Origin of the sequence: Lentzea sp. NPDC059081 (assembly GCF_042738015.1) — a bacterium.
Lineage (GTDB): Bacteria > Actinomycetota > Actinomycetes > Mycobacteriales > Pseudonocardiaceae > Lentzea.
In genome coordinates this window covers 115,268-135,693 of record NZ_JBHYGW010000011.1, presented here as the reverse complement: position 1 = coordinate 135,693, position 20,426 = coordinate 115,268, and the positions used below count along the sequence as shown (strand labels likewise).

The window sequence follows — 20,426 nt, the reverse complement described above, 5'->3', positions numbered from 1 at the left end:
TATCGGCTGCGATTCGGTGGTGGATTGGATTCGGTGGTGGCTTGGATTCGGCGACGGCTGAGCTGATCGGCGGGGTTCGACGACCTCGACGCAGATGACAACGTTGTCACCGGTGTTGTTTGCGGTGCGCGGCACGAACAATGCGTCGCGGTCGTCGCGGTCGCCGTCGCGGACGTCGTCGTCGCCGTTGTCGCGGACGTTGCCGTCGTCGCCTCTGTCGCGGATGTCGTCGTCACCTATTGACGTAGACCGAGGCGACGACGCCGACTCTCCAATATGCGATATATCGGATATCGCGCGGCACGTCAGGCGAGGGCGCGAGCCCGGTTCTCCAGCGCGCGCAGACCCAACTCGGCACTGCGCCGCACCGCCTCCTCCACAGCCGCACGCGACTCCGACGGCCGAGACAGGTCGCGCCACACCAACGCCAAGCTGATCAACGCCCGGACCTCGCCCGAGGCGTACCCGATCCGCCGCGCCGTCGCGAGGGCCTGCTCGAACAGCGCCGCCGCCGGCTCCAGCTCGGACATGGCCCGGCGGATCTCGCCGAGCGTGATCCGTGCGGACGTCGCCACCTGCTGGTCGCCGCCGTCGGCCACCAGCGACAGGGCTCGGGTGGCGAACGTCAGGGCGGCTTCCGGGTTGCCCTCGGCCAGTTCCAGGGCGGCCAGGTTGTCGAGGGCCTCGGCGTCGCCGGCGGGGACGTTGCCGAGCTCCAGGGCTCGGTCGAGGTGGGCGCGGGCCTCGACCAGGCGGCCCTGCAGGCGCAGGGCCATGCCCAGGTAGGCGTGGCTGTCGGCGTTGGGGGCGAGGGCGAGGGCCTGGGAGAAGTGTTCGACGGCGCCGTCGACCTCGCCGAGCTCGATGGAGAGCTGGCCGAGGTTGTACAGGCCGGTGCTGATGCTGTCCGCCGAGCGCAGCATGGCCAGGCAGCGGACCAGGGCGTCCTTGGCCAGGCCCAGCTCTCCCGAGCGGCGGTGCACGAGGCTGAGGTTGTTCAGCACGCTCGCCTCGGCGTCCTTGTCGCCGAGCGCCCGGTACAGCTCGATGGCGTGGTCGTGGTGCTGCACGGAGAGGGCGTACTCGCCCAGGCGCAGGTAGAGGGTGCCGAGGTTCGCGTGCATGGCCGCCTCGGCGGGGCGGTGCGCGCCTGCCGAAGCGGCCGCCAGGGCGTGGTGGGCCGTGGCCAGCCACTCACCCACGTGCTGGCCGATCCACAGGTAGCCGCGCAGTGCGTCGGCCAGCTGCCAGGCCATCGGGGCCGGGCCGTGTTCGGCGGCGTGCCGGATGGCGGCGGCCAGGTTCGGGCGTTCCGCGTCGAGCCACACCAGGGCCTCCGCGGCGCCGGGGATGCGCGGTGCCGGGCCCGTGGGTGTCGTCGGCAGGCGGACGATGCCGGGGTAGAGGAGCTCGGCGCACCGCTCCACGCCGCGCAGGTAGTGGTTCAGCAGGGCGGTCCAGGCGAGCTCCTGGTCGGCAGGGCTGTCCGACTCCTCGCGCACCGCGGCGGCGTAGCGGACCAGCTCGTCGTGGAGCCGGTAGCGGCCGGGAGCGGGCGACACCACCAGGCGGGCGATCTCCAGCACCGTCAGCAGGCCCTCGGCGTCGGTGTCGGCCAGCGCGGAGGCGGCCTCCGCCGTGAAGTCCGGGCCCGGCACCAGCGACAGCAGCCGGAACAGGCGTTGCGGCGCCGGCGGCAGGGCGGCGTAGGCCAGCTCGATCGGCGAGCCATCGATCGTCTCGCCGCCGCGGCCCGCCAGGTACGCCGCCGCCACCCGCAACGCCAGCGGCAGGTGCCCGCACCGGGCCGCCAGCTCCGCGTGGTCGCCCGGTCCGAGCAGCGTGGCCAGCAACGCGGCCGACTCGTCCGGCGAGAACACGTCCACCGGCACGGTCCGGGCGCCGTTCATCGCGATCAGCCCGCGCAGGTCGTCGCGCGACGTCACGATCACGCGGCACGACGCCGTGCCCGGCAGCAGCGGCCGCACCTGGTCCGGCGCGGCGGCGTTGTCCAGCACCAGCAGCATCCGCCGGCCCGACAGCAACGACCGCAGCACCGTGCTCTGCTCGTCCGCGTCGGCCGGGATCTCGTCCGGCGGCACGCCGAGCGCGCGCAGGAACCGCGACAGCACGTCCATCCCGTCCGCCGGCGGCCCCAGCGAGTACCCGCGCAGGTCGACGTACAGCTGCCCGTCGGGGAACCGGTCCCGCAGCAGGTGCGCCACGTGCACCGCCAGCGTCGTCTTGCCCACCCCCGGCGGTCCCGCGAGCGTCACGATCGGCACCGCCGCGCCCGTGACCAGCCCGGAGATCCGCTCGACGGTCCGGACGCGGCCGGTGAAGTCCGTGATGTCGTCCGGCAGCCGCATCGGCGTCGCCGGCCCCAGCTCGGGCTCGCGCGCCGGCACCGGCGCCGCCAGCTCCGGCGCCCCCACCAGGATCGCCTGGTGCAACGACCGCAGCTCCGCGGACGGGTCGATGCCCAGCTGCTCGTCGAGCGTCCGGTCGAGCTGCCGGAACGCCTCCAACGCCTCCGCCTGCCTGCTGCTGCGGTACAGCGCCAGCATCAGCTGCGCCCAGAACCGTTCGCGCAACGGGTGGTCCCGCGTCAGCCCGAACAGCTCCGGCACGAGGTCCGCGTGGTTGCCCAGCGCCAGCTCCACGTCGACTCTCTGCTCGTGCACCGTCATGAGCAGTTCCGTCAGGCGTGGCGCGTGCTCGGCGTACAACGTCTCCGACGGCACGTCCGACAGCACCGGTCCGCGCCACAGCTCCAACGCCTCGGCAAACGCTTTCCGCGCGGCCGTCAGGTCGTCGGCGGCGACGGCGGCACGTCCACGGGCGGCGGCGTCGGCGAACCGGTGCACGTCCACGGCCAACGGGTCGACACGCATGCGATATCCGTCAGTCGCGGTCTGGATCAGCGACGGGTCGCCCAACGCCGCGCGCAACCGCATCACGTACGTCTGCACCGTGCCACGCGTGCGCGCAGGGGGAGCGTCACCCCACACGTGCTCGACGAGTTCCGTCACGGGAACGACGCGGTTCGGCCGCAGCAGCAACGTCGCCAGCAACGCTCTGTGCTTGCCCGCGCGGAGCACCACCGGCGCACCGGCAGGGCGCACCTCCATCGGGCCGAGCAGCCGGAACTGCGGACCCGGAGCCATCGCCTTCCCCTCGTGATCGCCGGATGATCCCCCTCTGCCCGACAGCCTATTGGCGTGCTGTCGCGGAGTGACATCGACGCGTCAGCGAAACGTCAGCGCCGTACGGCAATCTTCCACATGTCCCGGTCGGGGGGCCGGGGCGACAAACTTCTCGGGTTCGGCGGAGTCTCCGCGGATCACGATCGCTGGGGGTCGAAAGGCCCAGGAGCTCTCTCTCAGCTCCTGGGCCTTTCGCGTACTCCGGGAACTACTTCGCGTAGATCGCGTCGATGTCCGACGCGTACGTCGTCGCCACGACGGACCGCTTCAGCTTCAGCGACGGCGTCATCTCGCCGCCCGCCTCGGTGAAGTCGACCGGCAGCACGCGGAACTTGCGGATCGCCTCCGCCTTCGACACCGACTTGTTCGCCTCGTCGACCACGGCCTGGATCTCCGCGAGCAGGTCGGCGTCCTCGATCAGGTCGGGGACCTTCGCGGACTCCGGCTTGCCGTGCGACTCCTTCCACGACGGGAAGAACTCCGGGTCGATGGTGATCAGCGCGCCGATGAACGGCTGCTTGTCGCCGACGACCATGCACTGCGAGATCAGCGGGTGCGCCCGGATGCGGTCCTCGAGCTGCGCGGGGGAGACGTTCTTGCCACCGGCGGTGACGATGATCTCCTTCTTGCGGCCCGTGATCTTGAGGTAGCCGTCGGAGTCGAGCTCGCCGATGTCGCCGGTGTGGAACCAGCCGTCCTCGAGGGCCTCCTTGGTGGCGGCCTCGTTGTTCCAGTAGCCGGTGAAGACGATGTCGCCCTTGATCAGGATCTCGCCGTCCTCGGCGATCCGCACCGACGTGCCCGGCACCGGCAGGCCGACCGTGCCGACCTTCTCGGAGCCGCGGAACGTCACGCACGCCGCCGCCGACGTCTCCGTCAGGCCGTAGCCCTCGTAGACGGGGATGCCCGCGCCGCGGAAGAAGTGCGACAGCCGGTCGCCCAGCGGCGCGCCGCCGGAGACCGCCGCGACCGCCCGGCCGCCGAGCGCCGCGCGCAGCTTCGCGAACACCAGCTTGTCGAACACCGCGTGCTTGAGCCGCAGGCCGAGGCCGGGACCGCCGTTGTCGAGGGCGCTCGAGTACGCGACCGACGTCGCCTCGGCGGCGTCGAAGATCTTGCCCTTGCCGCCGGCGTGCGCCTTCTGCTTCGCGCCGTTGTAGACCTTCTCGAACACGCGCGGCACCGCGACGACGAACGTCGGGCGGAACTGGCCGAGGTCGTCGACGAGGTTCTTCACGTCCGCGGTGTGGCCCAGCGTCACGCGGGAGTACACGCAGGCCAGCGCCAGGGCCCTGGCCAGGATGTGCGCGAGCGGCAGGAACAGCAGCAGCGAGTTGCCCGCGGCGAGGATCTCGGGGAACCGCGACAGCGCCGACCGCACCTCGGACACGAGGTTGCGATGCGTCAGCGTGCAGCCCTTGGGACGGCCGGTGGTGCCGGACGTGTAGACCAGCGTGGCCGTGTGGTCGGCCTTGGCCTGCGCGCGGCGCTCGTGCACCTGCTCGTCGGTGATCTCGGCGCCCAGCGCCGTCAGCTCGTCGACCGCGGCGGCCGAGCCCTCGATCTGCCACACGTGCCGCAGCTCGGGCAGCTTGCCGACGACGTCGTCGACCAGCGCGCGGTGCGAGGACGCCTCGACGAAGACGGCTTTGGCGCCGGAGTCGGACAGGATCCACTCGATCTGGTCAGCCGACGACGTCTCGTAGATCGGCACCACGACGCCGCCCGCCGCCCAGATGGCGAAGTCGAGCAACGACCACTCGTAGCGGGTCTTGGAGACCAGGCCGACCCGGTCGCCGAGCTCGATGCCGGCCGCTACCAGGCCCTTCGCGACGGCCATGACCTGCGCGGCGAAATCACGCGCGGTGATGTCCACCCAGGTGCCGTCGACCTGCCGGCGGAAGCTGACGGCGTTGCCGAAGCGTTCCGCGTTGGCCCACACCATGTCGGTGAGGTTCTCCTCCGGAGCCACTTCGGCGGTGGCGGGGACGCTGAACTCGCGCACGTCAACCTCCGTACGGTGTTTTGTTACTGGTGGGGAAACTTAGCGTGTGATTCCGGCGATACAAAGGTTGGTACGCCCTTCCGTTACCTTTTGTCCCCATGGCCAGCGTCGATGTGGTGGACGAGACTTTCCTGGCGGTACCGCCGCACGTGGTCGCGGCGGCCTTCGCCGCGCCGGGGTCGTGGCGCGGGTTCTGGCCCGATCTCGAGCTGGACGTCTACGCGAACCGCGGGGACGAGGGACTGCGCTGGACGGTCGGCGGCGCGCTCGTGGGCACCATGGAGATCTGGCTCGAACCGATGCTCGACGGCACCTTGCTGCACTACTTCCTCCGCGCTGATCCGCCCACTGGGTCGCTCTCACCGCGCCACGCCCGCCGAGAGGTGCAACGCCGCCAGCTCGACGCGAAGTCCGTCGCGCTGGGCCTCAAGCTCACGCTGGAGGACGGCCGTCCCGCCGGCTGCCCGCCGCTGCCGTGATCTTGCCAAGACTTCAACTAAGTTGGAACCGTGCGGGTTCACGTGGTTTCCGATGTGCACGGCAACGCGGAGGCGCTCGCGCGCGCCGGTGAGGGTGCCGACGCCCTCGTCGTGCTCGGCGACCTGATCGACTTCGTCGACTACCACGACCACTCCAAGGGCATCCTCGGCCGCGTCTTCGGGCCGGAGAAGGTCGGGATCTTCGCGGAGATGCGGCGCGGCACCCGGCGCGCCGACACCGCGAGCTACATCCGGTCGCTGTGGGACGGTCTCGCCGACGCGCGCTCCATCGTGGAAGAAGCGGTGCTGGAGCAGTACAGCGCGTTGTTCGCGGCGATGTCCTCCCCGACGTACGCGACACCGGGCAATGTGGACAGTCCGCACCTGTGGCCGCAGTTCGCGGGCGTCGGCGTGCACGTCCTCGACGGCGAGTCGGCGGAGATCGGCGGCCTGCGGTTCGGGTTCGCGGGCGGCGGGCTGGCGGTGCCGGGACAGGTCCGCAACCCGAACGCGCCGTGGTTCCCGTACCTGCGCACGGAGGAGGACATGACGGCGGCGCTGGAGCGGATGGGCCGGGTCGACGTGCTCTGCACGCACATCCCGCCGCACGTCCCGGAGCTGACCTACGACGTGGTGGCGCGCCGTCCCGAGTGGGGCTCGCGGCCCGCCCTGGACAAGATCGTGCGCGAACGGCCGCGCTGGTCGGTGTTCGGGCACGTGCACCAGCCGTTGGCCAGGCGCGTCCGGATCGGCTTCACCGAGTGCGTCAACGTCGGGCACTTCCAGCGCAGCGGCAAGCCTCACGTCCTCAACTGGTAAAGACGCGAGTAACCTCCTCAGACATGGCCGACGAGTCCACTCAGTCCATCGTCATCGACGCGCCGCCTGAGAAGATCATGGCGATCATCGCGGACTTCCCGTCGTACCCGGACTGGGCGAACGGGATGAAGGAGGTCGAGGTCCTCGGGACCGGCGAGGACGGACGCGCCGACCAGGTCCGGTTCGCGATCGACCAGGGTCCCGTCAAGGACGAGTACACCCTCGCCTACGACTGGTCAGCCGACGGTCTGTCGGTGCAGTGGGACCTCGTCAAAGGCACCATGCAGAAGTCGCAGCACGGCAGCTACGTGCTGGAGCCGTCCGGCACCGGCACCAAGGTCACCTACACGCTGTCGGTGCAGCTGGTGATCCCGATGATCGGCCTGTTCCGCCGCAAGGCGGAGAAGCTGATCCTCGACACCGCGCTCAAGGAGCTCAAGAAGCGCGCGGAGAAGGCGGCTTGAGCCAGGTCCTGCTCTTCACCGGCAAGGGCGGGGTCGGCAAGACGACGCTGGCCGCCGCGACGGCGGCCTCCCTCGCGGCGCACGGCCGCAAGGCGCTCGTGGTCTCCACCGATCCCGCGCACTCGCTCGGCGACGCCCTCGACGTCCGCCTGGGCGCCTCTCCGTCCGAAGTGGACACCGCGCACGGTCTCTTCGCCTGCCAGATCGACCCCCGCGGCCTCGTCGACGAGGCGTGGGGCGAGCTGCGCGGCCACCTGCGCACGGTGCTCGCCGGAGCGGGCGTCGACGAGCTCGACGCCGAGGAGCTGACCGTGCTGCCCGGCGTCGAGGAGCTCCTCGCGCTCGCGGAGGTGCGGCGGCTCGCGGTGTCCGGGCCGTGGGAGGTCGTGGTCGTCGACTGCGGGCCGACCGCGGAGACGTTGCGGCTGCTGTCGCTGCCCGAGGCGTTCGCGGGCTACCTCGAACGGCTCTTCCCGACCCACCGGCGGGTGGTGCGCGGCCTGCTCGCGGGCGTCGCGGGCACCGGCACCGTGGAGAAGTGGGACGCGACGGCGGACGCGCTGAGCAGGCTCGCCGAGCGGCTGGACGCGCTGCGCTCGATGCTCGCGGACCCGTCGTCGTGCTCGGTGCGGCTGGTGCTGACGCCGGAACGCGTCGTCGCCGCCGAGACCCGGCGCACCCTGACCGCGCTCGCGTTGCAGGGCATCCGCGTCGACAGCGTGATCGCGAACCGGCTGGTGCCCTCGCCCGGTGCCGCGCGCGGTGCCGCCGCCACGTGGCTGCGGACCCGCCGGCACGAGCAGGACGCGGTGCTGGCGGAGCTGACCGGCATCGGCGAGATCCGCACGGTCGACCACCGCGCGTCCGAACCCGTCGGCGTGCCGGCGTTGCTGGAGGTCGCCACGCAGCTCTACGGCGACGCCGACCCGCTGCCGGGGCCGGCGGCCGTGTCGGAGTCGATGCTGGAGGTGTCGGGCAGCGGGCGCGGGCTCGACGCCCGGTACTCGCTGCGGATCGCGTTGCCGCTGGCCGACGACACGGAGCTGGACCTCGCGCGGGTGGGCGACGACCTCGCGCTGACCGTCGACGGACGGCGCCGGCTCGTGGCACTGCCGTCGCTGCTGAGGCGGTGCATCGTCACCGGCGCGGAGATGGACTCGGGTGGCGTGACCGTGGGGTTCCGCCCCGACCCCTCGCTGTGGCGCTGATCAGGAGTTGAGGATGACCCAGGACAACGCGGGCAAGCTCGCCGAGGAGCTGCGGCTGCTGCTCGACACGGCCGCCGAGCGCATGCAGCCGTGGTTGCAGCGCGTGGCCGAGGCGGGCGACGGCGGGCACACGCCCGAGACGTGCGGCTGGTGCCCGGTGTGCAACGGCGTGGCGCTGCTGCGGGGTGACCGCTCCGAGCTGGCCGCGAAGGCCGCCGAGCACGCGGCGGGCCTGGTCGCGGTGCTGCGGGCCGCCCTGCGCGAGCCGGGTGCGCCGCCCGCGCCCGCCGACGAGCCCGCGCCGGACGCGGGTCAGCGCGTGCAGCACATCAAGGTCGTCAGGAAGACCGACTAGTGCTCACCGTCGGAGTGGACATCGGGGGCACCAGCGTGCGCGCGGGGGTCGTGGACCCGCGCGGGTCCGTGCTCGACACCTCGCGCGCGCCGACCCCCGCCGGGGAGCGCGCGCTCGAGGACGCGATCGTGGCGGCCGTGGAAGAGGTGGCCGACCGGCACTCGGTCAGCGCTGTCGGGCTCGCCGTCGCGGGGTTCATCGCCTCGGACCGGCGCACGGTCCGGTTCGCGCCGCACCTGGCGTGGCGGCAGGTGAACGTCGCGGACCGCATGAGCGACCGCCTCGGCATGCCGGTCGTGCTCGAACACGACGCCAACGCCGCGGCTCTCGCCGAACACCGCTTCGGCGCCGCCCGTGGTGCCTCGACGGCGGTGCTGGTCGCGATCGGCACCGGCATCGGCGCCGCGCTCCTGCTCAACGGCGAGGTCTTCCGCGGTGCGCACGGCGTCGCCCCGGAGCTCGGCCACCTGCGCGTCGTCCCGGACGGCCGCCCCTGCCCGTGCGGCAAGAACGGCTGCTGGGAGCGCTACTGCAGTGGCACGGCCCTCTCTGCGACCGCGGTGGAACTGCTGGCCAAGCACCCCGGCGTCTCGACCGTGCTGGCCCGCGAGGCCGCCGGCGACTCGCGCGCGGTGACCGGCCGGCGGGTGGCGGGAGCTGCCCGCGACGGCGACCCGGTGGCCAAGCGCGCGATGGCCGACCTGGCGCGCTGGCTCGGCGAGGGCCTGGCGCTGGTCGCGGACGTCTACGACCCCGAGGTGATCGTCATCGGGGGCGGGGTGTCGACCTCGGCGCCGCTGTTCCTCGACGACGCCCGCGAGCGCTACGCCTCCGTCGTCACCGGCGCGGGCCACCGGCCGCTGGCGCGCATCCGCACCGCGCAGCTCGGCGATGACGCCGGGATCGTGGGCGCGGCGACGCTCGCGCGGGAGATGGCCGGCCGGATGGCGAAGAACAACTCGCGCCGGGCCTAGTTCTTCAGGGGGTCGTGGCCCCAGTTCATGAGCGAGTAGCGCCAGCGGCTGTCCTCGACGTCGCCGTCGGGCCGCTGCGCGAGGTGCCGGTGCACGTAGCCGACGACCTTGCGCATGTGCTGGTGGTCGCTGTCGGTCAGGTCGTCGTTCTTCGTCCTGAGCAGGTCGATGATCCGCCGGCCCGACGCGTGCCCGGTCGACTCGCCCGACGACCTGTCGCCGACCTCCTTCGACTCGTCGGTCTCCAGCCACGCCTCCAGCTTCGCCGCGGTCATGTTGACCGCCTCGCCGAAGTCCTTCCGGGTCTGCTTCTCGTCGGCCATTGGTCCTCCTGCTCGGGTTGGTTCGTCCGAGCGGGGTACCCAGGGCTCGTGACGAAGCACCCTTTGAAGCCGGGGGACGAGGTCGAGTGGTCCAGCCACGGCTCGACGACGCACGGCGAGGTGAAGGAGGAGATCACCACGGAGAAGGAGGCGGCGGGACGCAAGGTGAAGGCCTCGGAGGACGAGCCGCAGTACCGCGTGGAGAGCGCGAAGAGCGGCCGGGACGCCGTCCACAAGCCGGAGGCCCTCAAGAAGAAGGGCTGATCGGGAGCGAGGTATTCGCGGCGAGCGGATCGGGGATGTTCGCTCGCCGCGAACACTCGTGCGGGGACTAGCGGCCGAGCAGGCGCAGGATCCGCGGGCGGCGGCGCTTGGCGCGCTCCGCGTCCTTCTTGGTCAGCGTGGCCATGGCGCGGGCCATCATCAGGTGCTGCATCTGGTCCATGCCCGACACGGTAAGCACGACCGAATCGTTATCTGAAGGTTTGAGTGGCCGTTATCACGTCGTTACCGGATCCGGCGTGACGCGTCACACCTGGGCGCCGTCGTCCCAGCCCGAGTCCGGCGGCGGGGTGTTGCGCATGCGCAGGATCAGCCAGCCGACGCCCGCGCACAGCGCCACCAGCGACAGCGGGGTGCCGATGCGCGGCTGCAGTCCGAAGATGCCAGGGGCGACCAGCAGGACGATGCCGAGCACGAACAGGCCGAGCGCGGCGAGGGTGGAGGCGCGCAGCACCGGGAACGGCGGCGGCTCCGGCGGCACGTAGTGGTCCTCGTCGTCACGGGCACGGCGTTCGGGCTCGTCGTCCGGTTCCGGCTCGACGTCGTCGGCCGCGTCGTCCTCGACGTGGTGGGCGTTCTCCGGCCGCGCCTCGTCGGGGCCGAGCCAGTCCATGCCGACCCCGTCCCGCTCGAGACCCGCGACGATCTCGGCAAAGAGCTCGTCGACGTTCTCGGGGCCGTCGGTCGAGTCGCGCCGGGCGTTCATCCAGAGCCTCTCCATGTGCCGCAACCCTCTGACCCCACATCGTTGCACGACGGCCGAGTGTTGCGGGCTACGTCAGTCGGCTCAGTCACCTTTTCCGGACAGCATCTTCAGCTCGCATCTCAGTACGGCCGTGACGCCCGGACAGGGGATTCGTTGTGTGAGGTGCGGTCGGCTCCGTAGGCTGGTCGCCGGGATCAAGGTTCGGTGTCTAGGGAGGCGCTCCCCGCTGTGCTGTACTGGATCATGAAGCACGTCCTCCTGGGACCGATCTTGCGGCTGTTCTTCCAGCCCAAGATCATCGAGGGTGCCGAGAACATCCCGAAGGAAGGCGGAGCGATCCTGGCGAGCAACCACCTCGCCGTCTCCGACTCCTTCTTCCTGCCGCTGATGCTGTCGCGGCGCGTGACCTTCCCCGCCAAGATCGAGTACTTCACCGGCACGGGGCTCAAGGGCAAGCTGCAGAAGTGGTTCTTCTCCGGCGTCGGCCAGGTGCCGATCGACCGGTCCAGCGCGTCCGCCGCGCAGGGCGCGCTCGACACCGGTGTGCGGATCGTGCGCGAGGGCAAGCTCCTCGGCATCTACCCCGAGGGCACCCGGTCGCCCGACGCGCGCCTGTACAAGGGCAAGGTCGGCGTCGCGTGGATCGCACTGGAGTCCGGCGCCCCGGTCATCCCCGTGGCCATGTTCGGCACGGACAAGGCGAACCCCATCGGCTCGAAGATGTGGAAGCCGTACCCGATCCGGATCAAGATCGGCAAGCCGCTCGACTTCTCCCGCTACGAGGGCCTGTCCGGTGACAGGTTCGTGCTGCGGTCCATCACCGACGAGATCATGTACGCGTTGATGGAGCTCTCCGGCCAGGAGTACGTCGACGTCTACGCGGCCAAGGCCAAGGAGCAGGCCGCCGACGTGCCCGAGCAGGGCAAGAAGGCCGACCGGGTGCCCGAGAAGAAGGCGAGCTGACGCGACCCCTAGGGTGTCGCGGTGCGGTTCTTCTACGACTGTGAGTTCATCGAGGACGGGGTGACGATCGACCTCGTGTCGATCGGTGTGGTCGACGAGGAAGGCCGCGAGTTCTACGCCGTGTCCACCGAGTTCGACCCCGAGCGCGCGGGTCCGTGGGTGCGGCAGAACGTCCTCAACCAGCTCCCCTCGCCCGCGGACAAGGCGTGGCGCAGCCGTGAGCGCATCCGCGAGGACCTGCTCGACTTCCTCGGCGCGCGCAACGCCGCCCGCGACGACGTCGAGCTCTGGGCGTGGTTCGCCGCCTACGACCACGTCGCGCTGGCCCAGCTGTGGGGTGCCATGCCGGCGTTGCCGCGCGCGTTGCCCCGGTTCACCCGCGACCTGCGGCAGCGCTGGGACGACGTCGGCCGCCCCAAGCTCCCTGCCCCGCCCGCCGACGCGCACGACGCCCTCGCGGACGCCCGCCACAACCTCGCGCGGTGGAAGGTGATCGAGGAACACCGGCGGAAAATCGGCTTTCCTGTCCGGTAAGTGAGACCCCACGTTGCTGCACCGATACAGCTCGTGAAAGTCTGCGTGACACAGAACACGAGAGATGGGGAAGCAGATGCGCATCGGTGTGCTCACTGGCGGTGGTGACTGCCCCGGTCTGAACGCCGTGATCCGGGCCGTGGTCCGCAAGGGCATCAAGGCACACGGCTGGGAGATCGTCGGGTTCCGGAACGGCTGGCAGGGTCCGATCGAGAACCTCACCAAGTCGATCGACCTCGCGGACGTCGAGGAGATCCTCACCCGCGGTGGCACGATCCTGGGCTCGTCGCGCACGAACCCCTACAAGGTCGAGGGCGGTGTCGACCGCATCCGCGAGACGATCGCGGAGAACAACATCGACGCCATCATCGCGATCGGCGGCGAGGACACCCTCGGCGTCGCCAAGCGCCTCACCGATGACGGCATCGGCGTCGTGGGCGTGCCGAAGACGATCGACAACGACCTCGGCGCCACGGACTACACGTTCGGCTTCGACACCGCGGTCCACATCGCGACCGAGGCCATCGACCGCCTGCGCACCACGGCCGAGTCGCACCACCGCGCCCTCGTCGTCGAGGTCATGGGCCGTCACGCGGGCTGGATCGCGCTGCACTCCGGTCTCGCCGGTGGCGCCAACGTCATCCTCGTCCCCGAGCGCCCGTTCAGCGTGGACAAGGTCGTCGAGTGGGTCGAGCGCCGCTTCGAGAGCGAGTTCGCGCCGATCATCGTCGTCGCCGAGGGTGCGATCCCCGAGGGCGGCGCCGAGGTGCTGCACTCCGGTGAGCGCGACGCGTTCGGCCACGTCCGCCTCGGTGGCGTCGGCCAGTGGCTCGCGGAGGAGATCGCGGACCGCACCGGCAAGGAGTCCCGCGCGGCCGTCCTCGGCCACATCCAGCGCGGTGGCACGCCGACCGCCTACGACCGCGTCCTCGCGACCCGCTTCGGCCTGCACGCCGTCGACGCCGTCGCCGCGGGTGACTTCGGCACGATGGTCGCGCTGCGCGGCACCGAGATCGTGCGCGTGAAGCTGTCGGAGGCCACGGCCGAGCTCAAGACCGTTCCGGCGGAGCGCTACGAAGAGGCCGAGGTCTTCTTCGGCGCCTGACCGTGAGGTCGACAGGGCCCGGACACCGCGCGGTGTCCGGGCCTTTTCGCGTGCCGGGGAGTCCCGCTGGCTGGGACTCGTGCTGGGGCCGGGTGCTCGCTCGCTGAGATGGTGAATTCACCATCCGTTGAGCAACCGAGGAGAGCCCGATGAGCGACGCGCGACCCGTCCTGCCAGAGCCGGACGCCGACGAGACAGGGCCGTACACCCACCTCGGGTTCTGCCAGGCGAAGCCGGGGTGCGAGGACGAGGTCGAGCAGCTGATCCTCGGGCTGGTCGAGCCGTTGCGCGCCGAGGAGGGCTCGATCGAGTTCCACGTGCACCGCGACCGCGCCGACCGCTCGCAGTTCGTGATCTACGAGATGTTCCGGTCGAAGCAGGACCTGGAGAAGCACCTCGCGGAGCCGTACGTCGGCGAGTTCGTCCGCGCGATGCAGCCGCTCGTGCAGGGGCCGCTGCGCCAGCAGTTCCTGCGGATGTCCAGCACCCTGCCGGCGGGGGAGTAGACCGTGGGACTCCTCGTCATCGCCGTCGTCACGGTCCTGGTCCTCGTCACCAGGAGGCTGTGGGGCCGGTTCACCGGGAACCCGCTGCCGCCGGTGACCGCCCGGCCCGGCAGCGGGTTCCTCACCCGGCTCGGCAAGGTGAAGAACCGCCCGGCGGTCCGCCCGCCGAAACCGCGGGCACCGGCGCCGAGGCAGCTGCCGCGCTACGACTGCGACGTGCTCGTCGTCGGCGCGGGCCCGAGCGGCCTGATGACGGCGGCACTGCTGGTGCGCCAGGGCGTGCAGGTCTGCGTGGTCGACGCCAACGCCGGACCCGCCACGGAGTCGCGCGCGTTCGCCGTCCAAGCCCGCACCGTCGAGCTCTTCCGGAGCATCGGGCTGGCCGACGAACTGCTCCAGCGCGGCATCGTCACGACCGGGATTCGCTTCCACATCAAGGGAAAGCACGTCGGCGGCCTCGACTTCGACCGCGCGAGGGCGGCGACCACGCCGTACCAGTTCATCCTGATGGCACCGCAGTCCGAAGTGGAGGAACTGCTGCTGCGGGACCTCGCGCGGCACGGCGTCGCGGTCCGGCGCGGCACCCGGCTCACCCGGCTGCAGCAGACCGAGGACGCCGTCACCGCGCTCCTCGGCGACAGGACCGTCACCGCCCAGTACGTCGTCGGCGCGGACGGCGCGCACAGCACCGTCCGCGAGCAGCTCGGGCTCACCTTCGACGGCGACAGGTACGGCCAGCGCTACCTGCTCGCCGACTGCCGGGTCGAGTGGCCGCTCGACCACGCGCACTTCCGCGTGTTCATGAACGGCAGCCGCATCGGCCTGTTCCTGCCGCTCGCGGGAGCGGAGAACTCCCGGGTCATGGTCACCGACTTCGGCGACCCCAAGGCGCCGTTCGACCTCGCCGTGCTGGAAACCGAGCTGCGCCAGGCCATGCGTCTGCCCGTCACGCTCACGAACCCCACCTGGACCAGTCGCTACCAGGTCCACCTCAAGGGCGTCGACAGCTACCGCGGGGGACGGGGTTTCGTCGTCGGCGACGCCGCGCACATCCACTCCCCGGCGGGCGGGCAGGGCATGAACACCGGCCTGCACGACGCGGCCAACCTGGCGTGGAAGATCGCCGCCGTCCTGCACGGCGCCGACGCGGCCCTGCTCGACACCTACGACGCCGAACGCCACCCGGCCGGCATCCAGCTGCTGAGGTTCACCGACCGCCTCTACCGCGTCGCGGCCGGACTGAGCGGGTGGAAGGCGTGGCTGCGCGACACCGCCGGACCGTTCCTGATCGGACGGATGTCGGCCGCGCCGATTCCGCACCGCAAGTCGTTCCACCGCCTGTCGCAGCTGAGCCTCGGGTACCGGCCGAGCGCGATCAACGTCAACGAGCTGCTGTACTCGCTCAAGGGACCGCTCGCCGGCCACCGCGCACCCGACGCCCGGATCAACGCCCGCGAGCAGGTGTTCGACCTCCTGCAGGGCTACCGGATGCACGTGATCGCGTTGTCCCGCAGGCACCTCACGACCGACGAGATCACCGAGCACGCGAAGGCGCTCGCCGGGCTCGGCGTCGAGACCCACTTCGTCACGCGGGTCGAGGCGCGTCCGGACAGCCGTGTGCACCAGGCAGACTCGGCGCAGGTGTTCGAGCACTACGGCCTCACCGAGCCGGATTCCCAGGCCCTGTACGTCATCCGGCCCGACGGCCACGTGGCGTGGCGGTGCGACGAGCTCGACGTGGAGGCCTGCCGCCGGTTCCTCGCCCCGTTCCACAGCCCTGCCACCGACACCGTCCAAGCAGCCTGAAAGGCGGACCCGTGACCAAGGTTCTCGTGCTGTACCACAGCGTCCACGGCCACATCGAGACGATGGCGAACGCCGTCACCGAGGGCGCCGCGAGCGTCCCGGGCGCGACGGTCGTGCTCAAGCGCGTGCCGGAAACCATTGCGCCGGAGGCGTTCGAGGCGATGGGCGGCAAGACCGACCAGCCCGCTCCCGTCGCGGACCCCGCCGAACTGGTGGACTACGACGCGATCATCTTCGGCACCGGCACGAGGTTCGGCAACATGTCCGGCCAGATGCGCACGTTCCTCGACCAGACCGGACCGCTCTGGTACACCGGCGCGCTCGTCGGAAAGGTCGGTTCGGTGTTCGTCGGCAGTGCCACGCAGCACGGCGGGCAGGAGTCGACCGCGTTGACGTTCCACACCACGTTGCTGCACCACGGGATGGTGGTCGTCGGCCTGCCCTACATCGAGCAGCGGCAGATGGGCTTCGACGAGGTGAAGGGCGGCAGCCCGTACGGCGCGTCCACGATCACCGGCAACAAGGGCGAACGCCTCCCGAGCGAGCAGGAGCTCGGCATGGCGAGGTTCCAGGGCGAGCACGTCACGCGGATCGCCGCGAAGCTCGCGGGCTGAACACGGCGGAAAGGGCCCGGATCCCACTCCCGGGCCCTTTCCGCATTCCCCCGCGTCACCCCGTTCGGGTCACCCCAGAGCCGGCGAGATGTCCATGTGCACGCGGTAGTCGACGATCTCCTCGCCGGACATCCGGATCACCGTGACGCACGGCAGCGCGAGCTGCTTCCCGTCCGGCGCCTCGGTCTCGATCGTGAAGCGGCAGAACAACTGGTCGCCCACCTCCGCGACCTGGTCGACCACGTGCCGCACCCACGGCAACGCGCCCGCCGCGCCCGCCGTCGCCGCGATGACGGCGTCCCGGCCGATCAGCGGCTCGTCGTTGCCGAAGACGTACGTGGCGTCGGACGCGAACCAGACGCCGAACGCCTCCGCGTCGCCGGCGTCGACCGCGGCACACATCGACCGCACCATCTCGGTGCGGTCGACGGCAGGCCGGCTCACGGCTTCTTCTGCAGCGAGAGACCGTGCTGCACCATGATCTCCGCGACCAGCTTCATGTCGCGCGGCCCCGGCGGCAGCTCGGACAGCGCCTGGTAGTAGTTCTCCAGCCCCGGCGGCGACACGACGGCGACCACGCGGGTCTCCTCGTCGTACGGGTTGTGGAACATGTGCGGCACCCCGCGCGGCATCAGCAGCGAGTCGCCCGGCCCCAGCACGTGCTCCTCGCCGTCGAGCTCGACCACGACCCGGCCCTGCACGCACGTGAACAGCTCGTCCTCACGCGAGTGGATGTGCGTGGGCGGGCCGCCGAGGTTGGGCGGCACGACGTACTCGAAGAGCGAGTAGGCGCCCTTGGTGTCCTCGCCGGTCAGCCGGGTGTAGATGCCCAGGCCGATAGCGCCGACGTTCGTGCCCTCACCGGTGCGGTAGACGTGGTGCTGCTGTTCTACGGGCATGGTCTCCAACCTCATTTCGACTTGACGTCCACCCTGACGTCGGAAGCGCGGGCCTCGAGCCGGGCGAGCAGCTGGGGGGTCACCTTGCGGTACGCCGAGGGCGCGACGGGGTTGAGCCAGTGCGACGCGCGGGTCCCGCGGCCGATCTGCAGGCCCAGGTCCGAAAGCACCTCGTCGGCGTTGTGCAGGGAGAACGGGATGATCTTCGTGCCGCGGCAGTGGTGGGTGTTGGTCGCCTCGTCCATGAACGCGAGCTGCGCCGTGACGTCCGCCTGCCGTGCCGCGTCGTCGGGCAGCGAGAGCGCTCCCGCGAGGTCGGCCGCGATCCACAGCGCCGCCATCTCGGCGTTGAGCGGGCTGAAGAACGACGAGTTGTAGCCGTTGAAGTACAGGCCGGGCACCCCGATCGGCTGGATCTGCCGGTACAGCGCGAAGTTGCCGCGCTCGTCGAACAGCCGCGCCTGGACGTCGTCCGGCAGGAACGGCACGCCCTGGGTGAACCCGGTGGCGCAGACGACGAGGTCGGCGGGCAGCACCGTGCCGTCGGACAGGATCGCGCCCCCGGACTTCAGCCGGTCGACCGTCATGTCGCGGCGCACCCGGATCGAGCCGTCCGCGACGCCCTCGAAGAACCCCTCGGTGGCGAGACCGATGGCGCCCTTGACGATGTCCTCCATCTGCCCGGACGGCACGAGGTCGTGCTGTGCCAGCCCGTACTGCTTCACCGAGACCGACCCGAGCGAGTTGAGCATCGAGCGCCGCATCCGGTTCGCCGGGCCGTGCAGGACCTTCTCGAACCCGCGCACGAACCGGTAGCGGAAGAGCGCTTCGCCCATGCGGGTCAGCAGCAGCATCTTGAAGTTCACGACTCCGGCGATCTTGCGGGGGACCTTCCACAGCAGCTGCCGCGCGATGACGTCGGTGCTGGCGGCGACCTTGCTGATCGGCACCGTGACGTCGCAGGCCGACTTGCCGTAGCCGACGACCAGGACGTGCTTGCCGCGTGCCTCCTCGGCGTCGTGGAACTCGGTGCCCGCGAGCACCTGGCCGCCGGCCGCCTCGAACTCGTCGCGGCCGGGGAACGCCGGTACCGCGGGTTCGCAGAACACCCCGTTGGCCACGACGACCCGGTCGTAGCGGTAGGTCGTGCCGGTGTGCGTGGTGAGGTCCCACCCGCCGTTCGACGGCACGACGGAGGTCACCGTCGTCTCCAGCCGCAGGCACGCGTCGACGCCGAAGTGCCACGCGTACGCCTTCAGGTAGGCCTGCACCTGCTCGCCGGTCGGCCACTCCGGCAGGTCCTTCGGCATCGGGAAGTCCGAGAAGGAGTACTGGGCCTTCGGGCTCTGCGTGGTGAGCCCGGGGTAGCGCCTCGTGCGGCTCCACACGCCGCCGACGTCCGGTGTCCGGTCGAACACCTCGACCTCGTGCCCTGCCTGCAGCAGCACCTTCGCGGTGGTGAGGCCGGCGACACCGGCACCGATGATCGCGACTCGCATCCTGGTCCTCCTCGGTGAGGATCTGACGGCCCACACTGTGGGGCGGCGGCGCGGTTGCGACCAACCGGGAGTCCCGGCTAGTGGGACTCCCAGCGGCGGGTCGAGTAGGCGCGGCTCGCGGCGGCGGCCGCCATCCGCACGGCGGGCCCGATCCGTTCGGGACGCACGGCCGCGCTCGGGCCCGTCACCGACAGCGCGGCGGCGGGTTCCCCGGTCGCGGTGAAGATCGGGGCCGCGATGCAGCTGATGCCGACGTTGCCCTCCTCCTTGTCGTAGGCCCAGCCCCGGTCGGGGATCGCGGCCAGCTCGCGCCGCAACGCCGTGGGGCTCGTGATGGTGCGCGGGGTGCGGCGTTCCATGCCGGCGGCGATCACGGCGTCCACCGCGGCCGCGTCGGAGTAGGCGAGGATCGCCCGGCCCAGGCCCGAGCAGTGCGCCGGGATCATGCCGCCGACCTGCGACAGCATCGGCATCGGCCGGTGCCCGGTGATCTTCTCGACGACCAGCACGCGGGTGCCGTCGAGGACGCCGAGCTGGACCGTGACGCGGGCGGCGGCGTAGAGGTCCTGCAGGAACGGCAGCACCGCCTCGCGCAGCTCGTGCCGCACCGGGACCAGGCCGGAGAGCTTGAACAGGCCGGTGCTGATCCGGTAGCGGTCGCCGGGCTTGTCGAGCCAGCCGAGGTCGATCATGCGCGCCGCCGTGCGGTGCACCGTCGAGCGCGGCAGGCCGGAGCGGCGCACCAGCTCCGCGAGTCCGAGCTCGCGGTGCCCGGCGTCGAACGCGTCGAGGATCGCCGCCGCGCGTTCGAGTGAACCGCTCGGCTCGCCCTGCTGCGAGTCCCGGTCACTGGGACTCATCCTTGGTCCACCTCTTCCACACGGCGACTGTAGGAGCCCATGGACGCAAACACCACGCGGGTCGCTCTCGTCGGGGGCGGCGCAGGCGGAATCGGCGCGGCGACGGCCGCGGCGCTCGTCGGGACCGGGCACCGCGTCGTGCTGGCGGGCCGGACCGAGGCCACCCTGAAGGAGACCGGCGCGGCGCTCGGCGCCGAGCACGTCGTCTGCGACCTCGCCGACCCCGGTGAGGCCGCCGCCGTCGTCGACGAGGTCGTCGACCGGTTCGGGACGCTCGACGTCCTGGTCGTGAACGCGGGCGGGCCGTCGCCGGGCGAGATCTTCGCGGTGACGGACGCGCAGTGGCACCGCGACCTCGACCTGCTGCTGCTCGGCCCGCTCGCGTTGCTGCGCGAGGCGTTGCCGCCGATGGCCGCGCGGGGGTTCGGCCGGGCCGTGGTGATCACGTCCACGGCCGTGCGCCAGCCGCAGCCCGGCCTCGCGTCCTCGACGGTGCTGCGTGCCGCCGTGACCTCGGCGGCCAAGCTCGCGTCCCGGCAGTACGCGGCGGACGGTGTGACGGTCAACTGCGTCGCTCCCGGCGCGACCCTGACGCCGCGGCGGCTGGAAGTGCTGCGCCGCCGCGCCGAGGCGGCGGGAGTGGACCTCGACGCCGCTTCCGCCGCCGACCTCGCCGACATCCCCGCGCGGCGGGCCGCGGATCCGGACGAGATCGCCGCCGCGGTCGCGTTCCTGGTGTCACCCCAGGCTTCGTACGTCAACGGCACCGTGCTGACCGTGGACGGCGGCCGCACCGAATTTGCTGGTTGAGAGGAAACG

22 protein-coding genes are annotated in these 20,426 nt (G+C 71.3%); 14 read left to right on the top strand and 8 right to left on the bottom strand.

Features of this window, described 5'->3' with window-relative positions; genetic code table 11:
* Positions 1-305 precede the first annotated feature (305 nt).
* On the bottom strand, positions 306-3,167 hold the full coding sequence (locus tag ACFWV3_RS24525; RefSeq protein WP_382414003.1) for a BTAD domain-containing putative transcriptional regulator: 2,862 nt from the start codon (positions 3,165-3,167) through the stop codon (positions 306-308).
* A 247-nt stretch (positions 3,168-3,414) separates the two neighbouring features.
* Positions 3,415-5,211: an AMP-dependent synthetase/ligase gene (locus tag ACFWV3_RS24520; RefSeq protein ID WP_382414001.1), complete on the bottom strand. Its 1,797-nt coding sequence runs from the start codon at positions 5,209-5,211 to the stop codon at positions 3,415-3,417.
* A gap of 98 nt (positions 5,212-5,309) precedes the next feature.
* Here ACFWV3_RS24520 and ACFWV3_RS24515 point away from each other — a divergent pair, with 98 nt between their 5' ends.
* Genes ACFWV3_RS24515 through ACFWV3_RS24490 form a run of 6 tightly spaced genes read left to right on the top strand, consistent with a single transcriptional unit; the run spans position 5,310 to position 9,510 of the window.
* Positions 5,310-5,690: a polyketide cyclase / dehydrase and lipid transport gene (locus tag ACFWV3_RS24515; protein WP_382414000.1), complete on the top strand. Its 381-nt coding sequence runs from the start codon at positions 5,310-5,312 to the stop codon at positions 5,688-5,690.
* A gap of 30 nt (positions 5,691-5,720) precedes the next feature.
* Complete coding sequence (locus tag ACFWV3_RS24510; protein WP_382413998.1) at positions 5,721-6,509, top strand: metallophosphoesterase; 789 nt, start codon at positions 5,721-5,723, stop codon at positions 6,507-6,509.
* A gap of 23 nt (positions 6,510-6,532) precedes the next feature.
* Positions 6,533-6,973, top strand: a complete 441-nt coding sequence (locus ACFWV3_RS24505) for an SRPBCC family protein (protein ID WP_382413996.1) — start codon at positions 6,533-6,535, stop codon at positions 6,971-6,973.
* On the top strand, positions 6,970-8,181 hold the full coding sequence (locus ACFWV3_RS24500; protein ID WP_382413995.1) for an ArsA family ATPase: 1,212 nt from the start codon (positions 6,970-6,972) through the stop codon (positions 8,179-8,181). Before ACFWV3_RS24505 ends, ACFWV3_RS24500 begins: the two co-directional genes overlap by 4 nt.
* A gap of 13 nt (positions 8,182-8,194) precedes the next feature.
* Complete coding sequence (locus tag ACFWV3_RS24495) at positions 8,195-8,536, top strand: hypothetical protein (protein WP_382413993.1); 342 nt, start codon at positions 8,195-8,197, stop codon at positions 8,534-8,536.
* A 14-nt stretch (positions 8,537-8,550) separates the two neighbouring features.
* Positions 8,551-9,510 (top strand): ROK family glucokinase, encoded by a 960-nt coding sequence (locus ACFWV3_RS24490; protein WP_382414228.1) that lies wholly within the window; start codon positions 8,551-8,553, stop codon positions 9,508-9,510.
* On the opposite strand, the gene ACFWV3_RS24485 is transcribed toward ACFWV3_RS24490, so the two are convergent.
* The gene (locus tag ACFWV3_RS24485) at positions 9,507-9,833 is read right to left on the bottom strand and encodes a DUF3140 domain-containing protein (protein WP_382413991.1); all 327 of its coding nucleotides are present in this window, start codon (positions 9,831-9,833) and stop codon (positions 9,507-9,509) included. The genes ACFWV3_RS24490 and ACFWV3_RS24485 overlap by 4 nt on opposite strands.
* A gap of 48 nt (positions 9,834-9,881) precedes the next feature.
* Here ACFWV3_RS24485 and ACFWV3_RS24480 point away from each other — a divergent pair, with 48 nt between their 5' ends.
* A complete protein-coding gene (locus ACFWV3_RS24480; protein WP_382413989.1) occupies positions 9,882-10,097 on the top strand; it encodes a DUF2945 domain-containing protein in 216 nt (71 codons plus the stop codon).
* 265 nt (positions 10,098-10,362) lie between these two features.
* Here ACFWV3_RS24480 and ACFWV3_RS24475 read toward each other — a convergent pair whose 3' ends face one another.
* Positions 10,363-10,836, bottom strand: coding sequence for a hypothetical protein (locus tag ACFWV3_RS24475; protein WP_382413987.1), 474 nt, complete (start codon positions 10,834-10,836; stop codon positions 10,363-10,365).
* A 213-nt stretch (positions 10,837-11,049) separates the two neighbouring features.
* On the opposite strand from ACFWV3_RS24475, the gene ACFWV3_RS24470 reads away from it, so the two are divergent.
* From ACFWV3_RS24470 to wrbA, 6 genes are all read left to right on the top strand, one after another.
* Positions 11,050-11,784, top strand: coding sequence for a lysophospholipid acyltransferase family protein (locus ACFWV3_RS24470; RefSeq protein WP_382414226.1), 735 nt, complete (start codon positions 11,050-11,052; stop codon positions 11,782-11,784).
* A 21-nt stretch (positions 11,785-11,805) separates the two neighbouring features.
* On the top strand, positions 11,806-12,318 hold the full coding sequence (locus ACFWV3_RS24465; protein ID WP_382413985.1) for a polyadenylate-specific 3'-exoribonuclease AS: 513 nt from the start codon (positions 11,806-11,808) through the stop codon (positions 12,316-12,318).
* 76 nt (positions 12,319-12,394) lie between these two features.
* Positions 12,395-13,423: a 6-phosphofructokinase gene (locus ACFWV3_RS24460; protein WP_382414224.1), complete on the top strand. Its 1,029-nt coding sequence runs from the start codon at positions 12,395-12,397 to the stop codon at positions 13,421-13,423.
* Positions 13,424-13,572: 149 nt separating this feature from the next.
* The gene (locus ACFWV3_RS24455) at positions 13,573-13,929 is read left to right on the top strand and encodes a putative quinol monooxygenase (RefSeq protein ID WP_382413983.1); all 357 of its coding nucleotides are present in this window, start codon (positions 13,573-13,575) and stop codon (positions 13,927-13,929) included.
* 3 nt (positions 13,930-13,932) lie between these two features.
* Positions 13,933-15,735: an FAD-dependent monooxygenase gene (locus ACFWV3_RS24450; protein WP_382413981.1), complete on the top strand. Its 1,803-nt coding sequence runs from the start codon at positions 13,933-13,935 to the stop codon at positions 15,733-15,735.
* Between the two features lie 11 nt (positions 15,736-15,746).
* Complete coding sequence (gene wrbA / locus ACFWV3_RS24445; RefSeq protein WP_382413979.1) at positions 15,747-16,349, top strand: NAD(P)H:quinone oxidoreductase; 603 nt, start codon at positions 15,747-15,749, stop codon at positions 16,347-16,349.
* Between the two features lie 69 nt (positions 16,350-16,418).
* On the opposite strand, the gene ACFWV3_RS24440 is transcribed toward wrbA, so the two are convergent.
* The 4 genes from ACFWV3_RS24440 to ACFWV3_RS24425 form a co-directional block, all read right to left on the bottom strand.
* Complete coding sequence (locus ACFWV3_RS24440; RefSeq protein ID WP_382413978.1) at positions 16,419-16,793, bottom strand: nuclear transport factor 2 family protein; 375 nt, start codon at positions 16,791-16,793, stop codon at positions 16,419-16,421.
* The gene (locus ACFWV3_RS24435) at positions 16,790-17,248 is read right to left on the bottom strand and encodes a cupin domain-containing protein (RefSeq protein WP_382413976.1); all 459 of its coding nucleotides are present in this window, start codon (positions 17,246-17,248) and stop codon (positions 16,790-16,792) included. Before ACFWV3_RS24435 ends, ACFWV3_RS24440 begins: the two co-directional genes overlap by 4 nt.
* 11 nt (positions 17,249-17,259) lie before the next feature.
* Positions 17,260-18,747 carry a flavin-containing monooxygenase gene (locus ACFWV3_RS24430; RefSeq protein WP_382413975.1) on the bottom strand — a complete coding sequence of 496 codons (1,488 nt, stop codon included), beginning with the start codon at positions 18,745-18,747 and terminating at the stop codon, positions 17,260-17,262.
* A 77-nt stretch (positions 18,748-18,824) separates the two neighbouring features.
* Positions 18,825-19,607, bottom strand: a complete 783-nt coding sequence (locus ACFWV3_RS24425) for an IclR family transcriptional regulator (RefSeq protein WP_382413973.1) — start codon at positions 19,605-19,607, stop codon at positions 18,825-18,827.
* A gap of 39 nt (positions 19,608-19,646) precedes the next feature.
* Between ACFWV3_RS24425 and ACFWV3_RS24420 the strand changes: the two genes are divergently transcribed.
* Positions 19,647-20,417, top strand: coding sequence for an SDR family oxidoreductase (locus tag ACFWV3_RS24420; protein ID WP_382413971.1), 771 nt, complete (start codon positions 19,647-19,649; stop codon positions 20,415-20,417).
* Positions 20,418-20,426: the final 9 nt, after the last annotated feature.

Excerpts from the sequence above, each read along its gene's own strand:
- ACFWV3_RS24525 (WP_382414003.1), bottom strand. The coding sequence starts at position 3,167 with ATGGCTCCGGGTCCGCAGTTCCGGCTGCTCGGCCCGATGGAGGTGCGC.
- ACFWV3_RS24515 (WP_382414000.1), top strand. The coding sequence starts at position 5,310 with ATGGCCAGCGTCGATGTGGTGGACGAGACTTTCCTGGCGGTACCGCCG.
- ACFWV3_RS24505 (WP_382413996.1), top strand. The coding sequence starts at position 6,533 with ATGGCCGACGAGTCCACTCAGTCCATCGTCATCGACGCGCCGCCTGAG.
- ACFWV3_RS24495 (WP_382413993.1), top strand. The coding sequence starts at position 8,195 with ATGACCCAGGACAACGCGGGCAAGCTCGCCGAGGAGCTGCGGCTGCTG.
- ACFWV3_RS24485 (WP_382413991.1), bottom strand. The coding sequence starts at position 9,833 with ATGGCCGACGAGAAGCAGACCCGGAAGGACTTCGGCGAGGCGGTCAAC.
- ACFWV3_RS24475 (WP_382413987.1), bottom strand. The coding sequence starts at position 10,836 with ATGGAGAGGCTCTGGATGAACGCCCGGCGCGACTCGACCGACGGCCCC.
- ACFWV3_RS24460 (WP_382414224.1), top strand. The coding sequence starts at position 12,395 with ATGCGCATCGGTGTGCTCACTGGCGGTGGTGACTGCCCCGGTCTGAAC.
- ACFWV3_RS24455 (WP_382413983.1), top strand. The coding sequence starts at position 13,573 with ATGAGCGACGCGCGACCCGTCCTGCCAGAGCCGGACGCCGACGAGACA.
- ACFWV3_RS24435 (WP_382413976.1), bottom strand. The coding sequence starts at position 17,248 with ATGCCCGTAGAACAGCAGCACCACGTCTACCGCACCGGTGAGGGCACG.
- ACFWV3_RS24430 (WP_382413975.1), bottom strand. The coding sequence starts at position 18,747 with ATGCGAGTCGCGATCATCGGTGCCGGTGTCGCCGGCCTCACCACCGCG.
- ACFWV3_RS24425 (WP_382413973.1), bottom strand. The coding sequence starts at position 19,607 with ATGAGTCCCAGTGACCGGGACTCGCAGCAGGGCGAGCCGAGCGGTTCA.
- ACFWV3_RS24420 (WP_382413971.1), top strand. The coding sequence starts at position 19,647 with ATGGACGCAAACACCACGCGGGTCGCTCTCGTCGGGGGCGGCGCAGGC.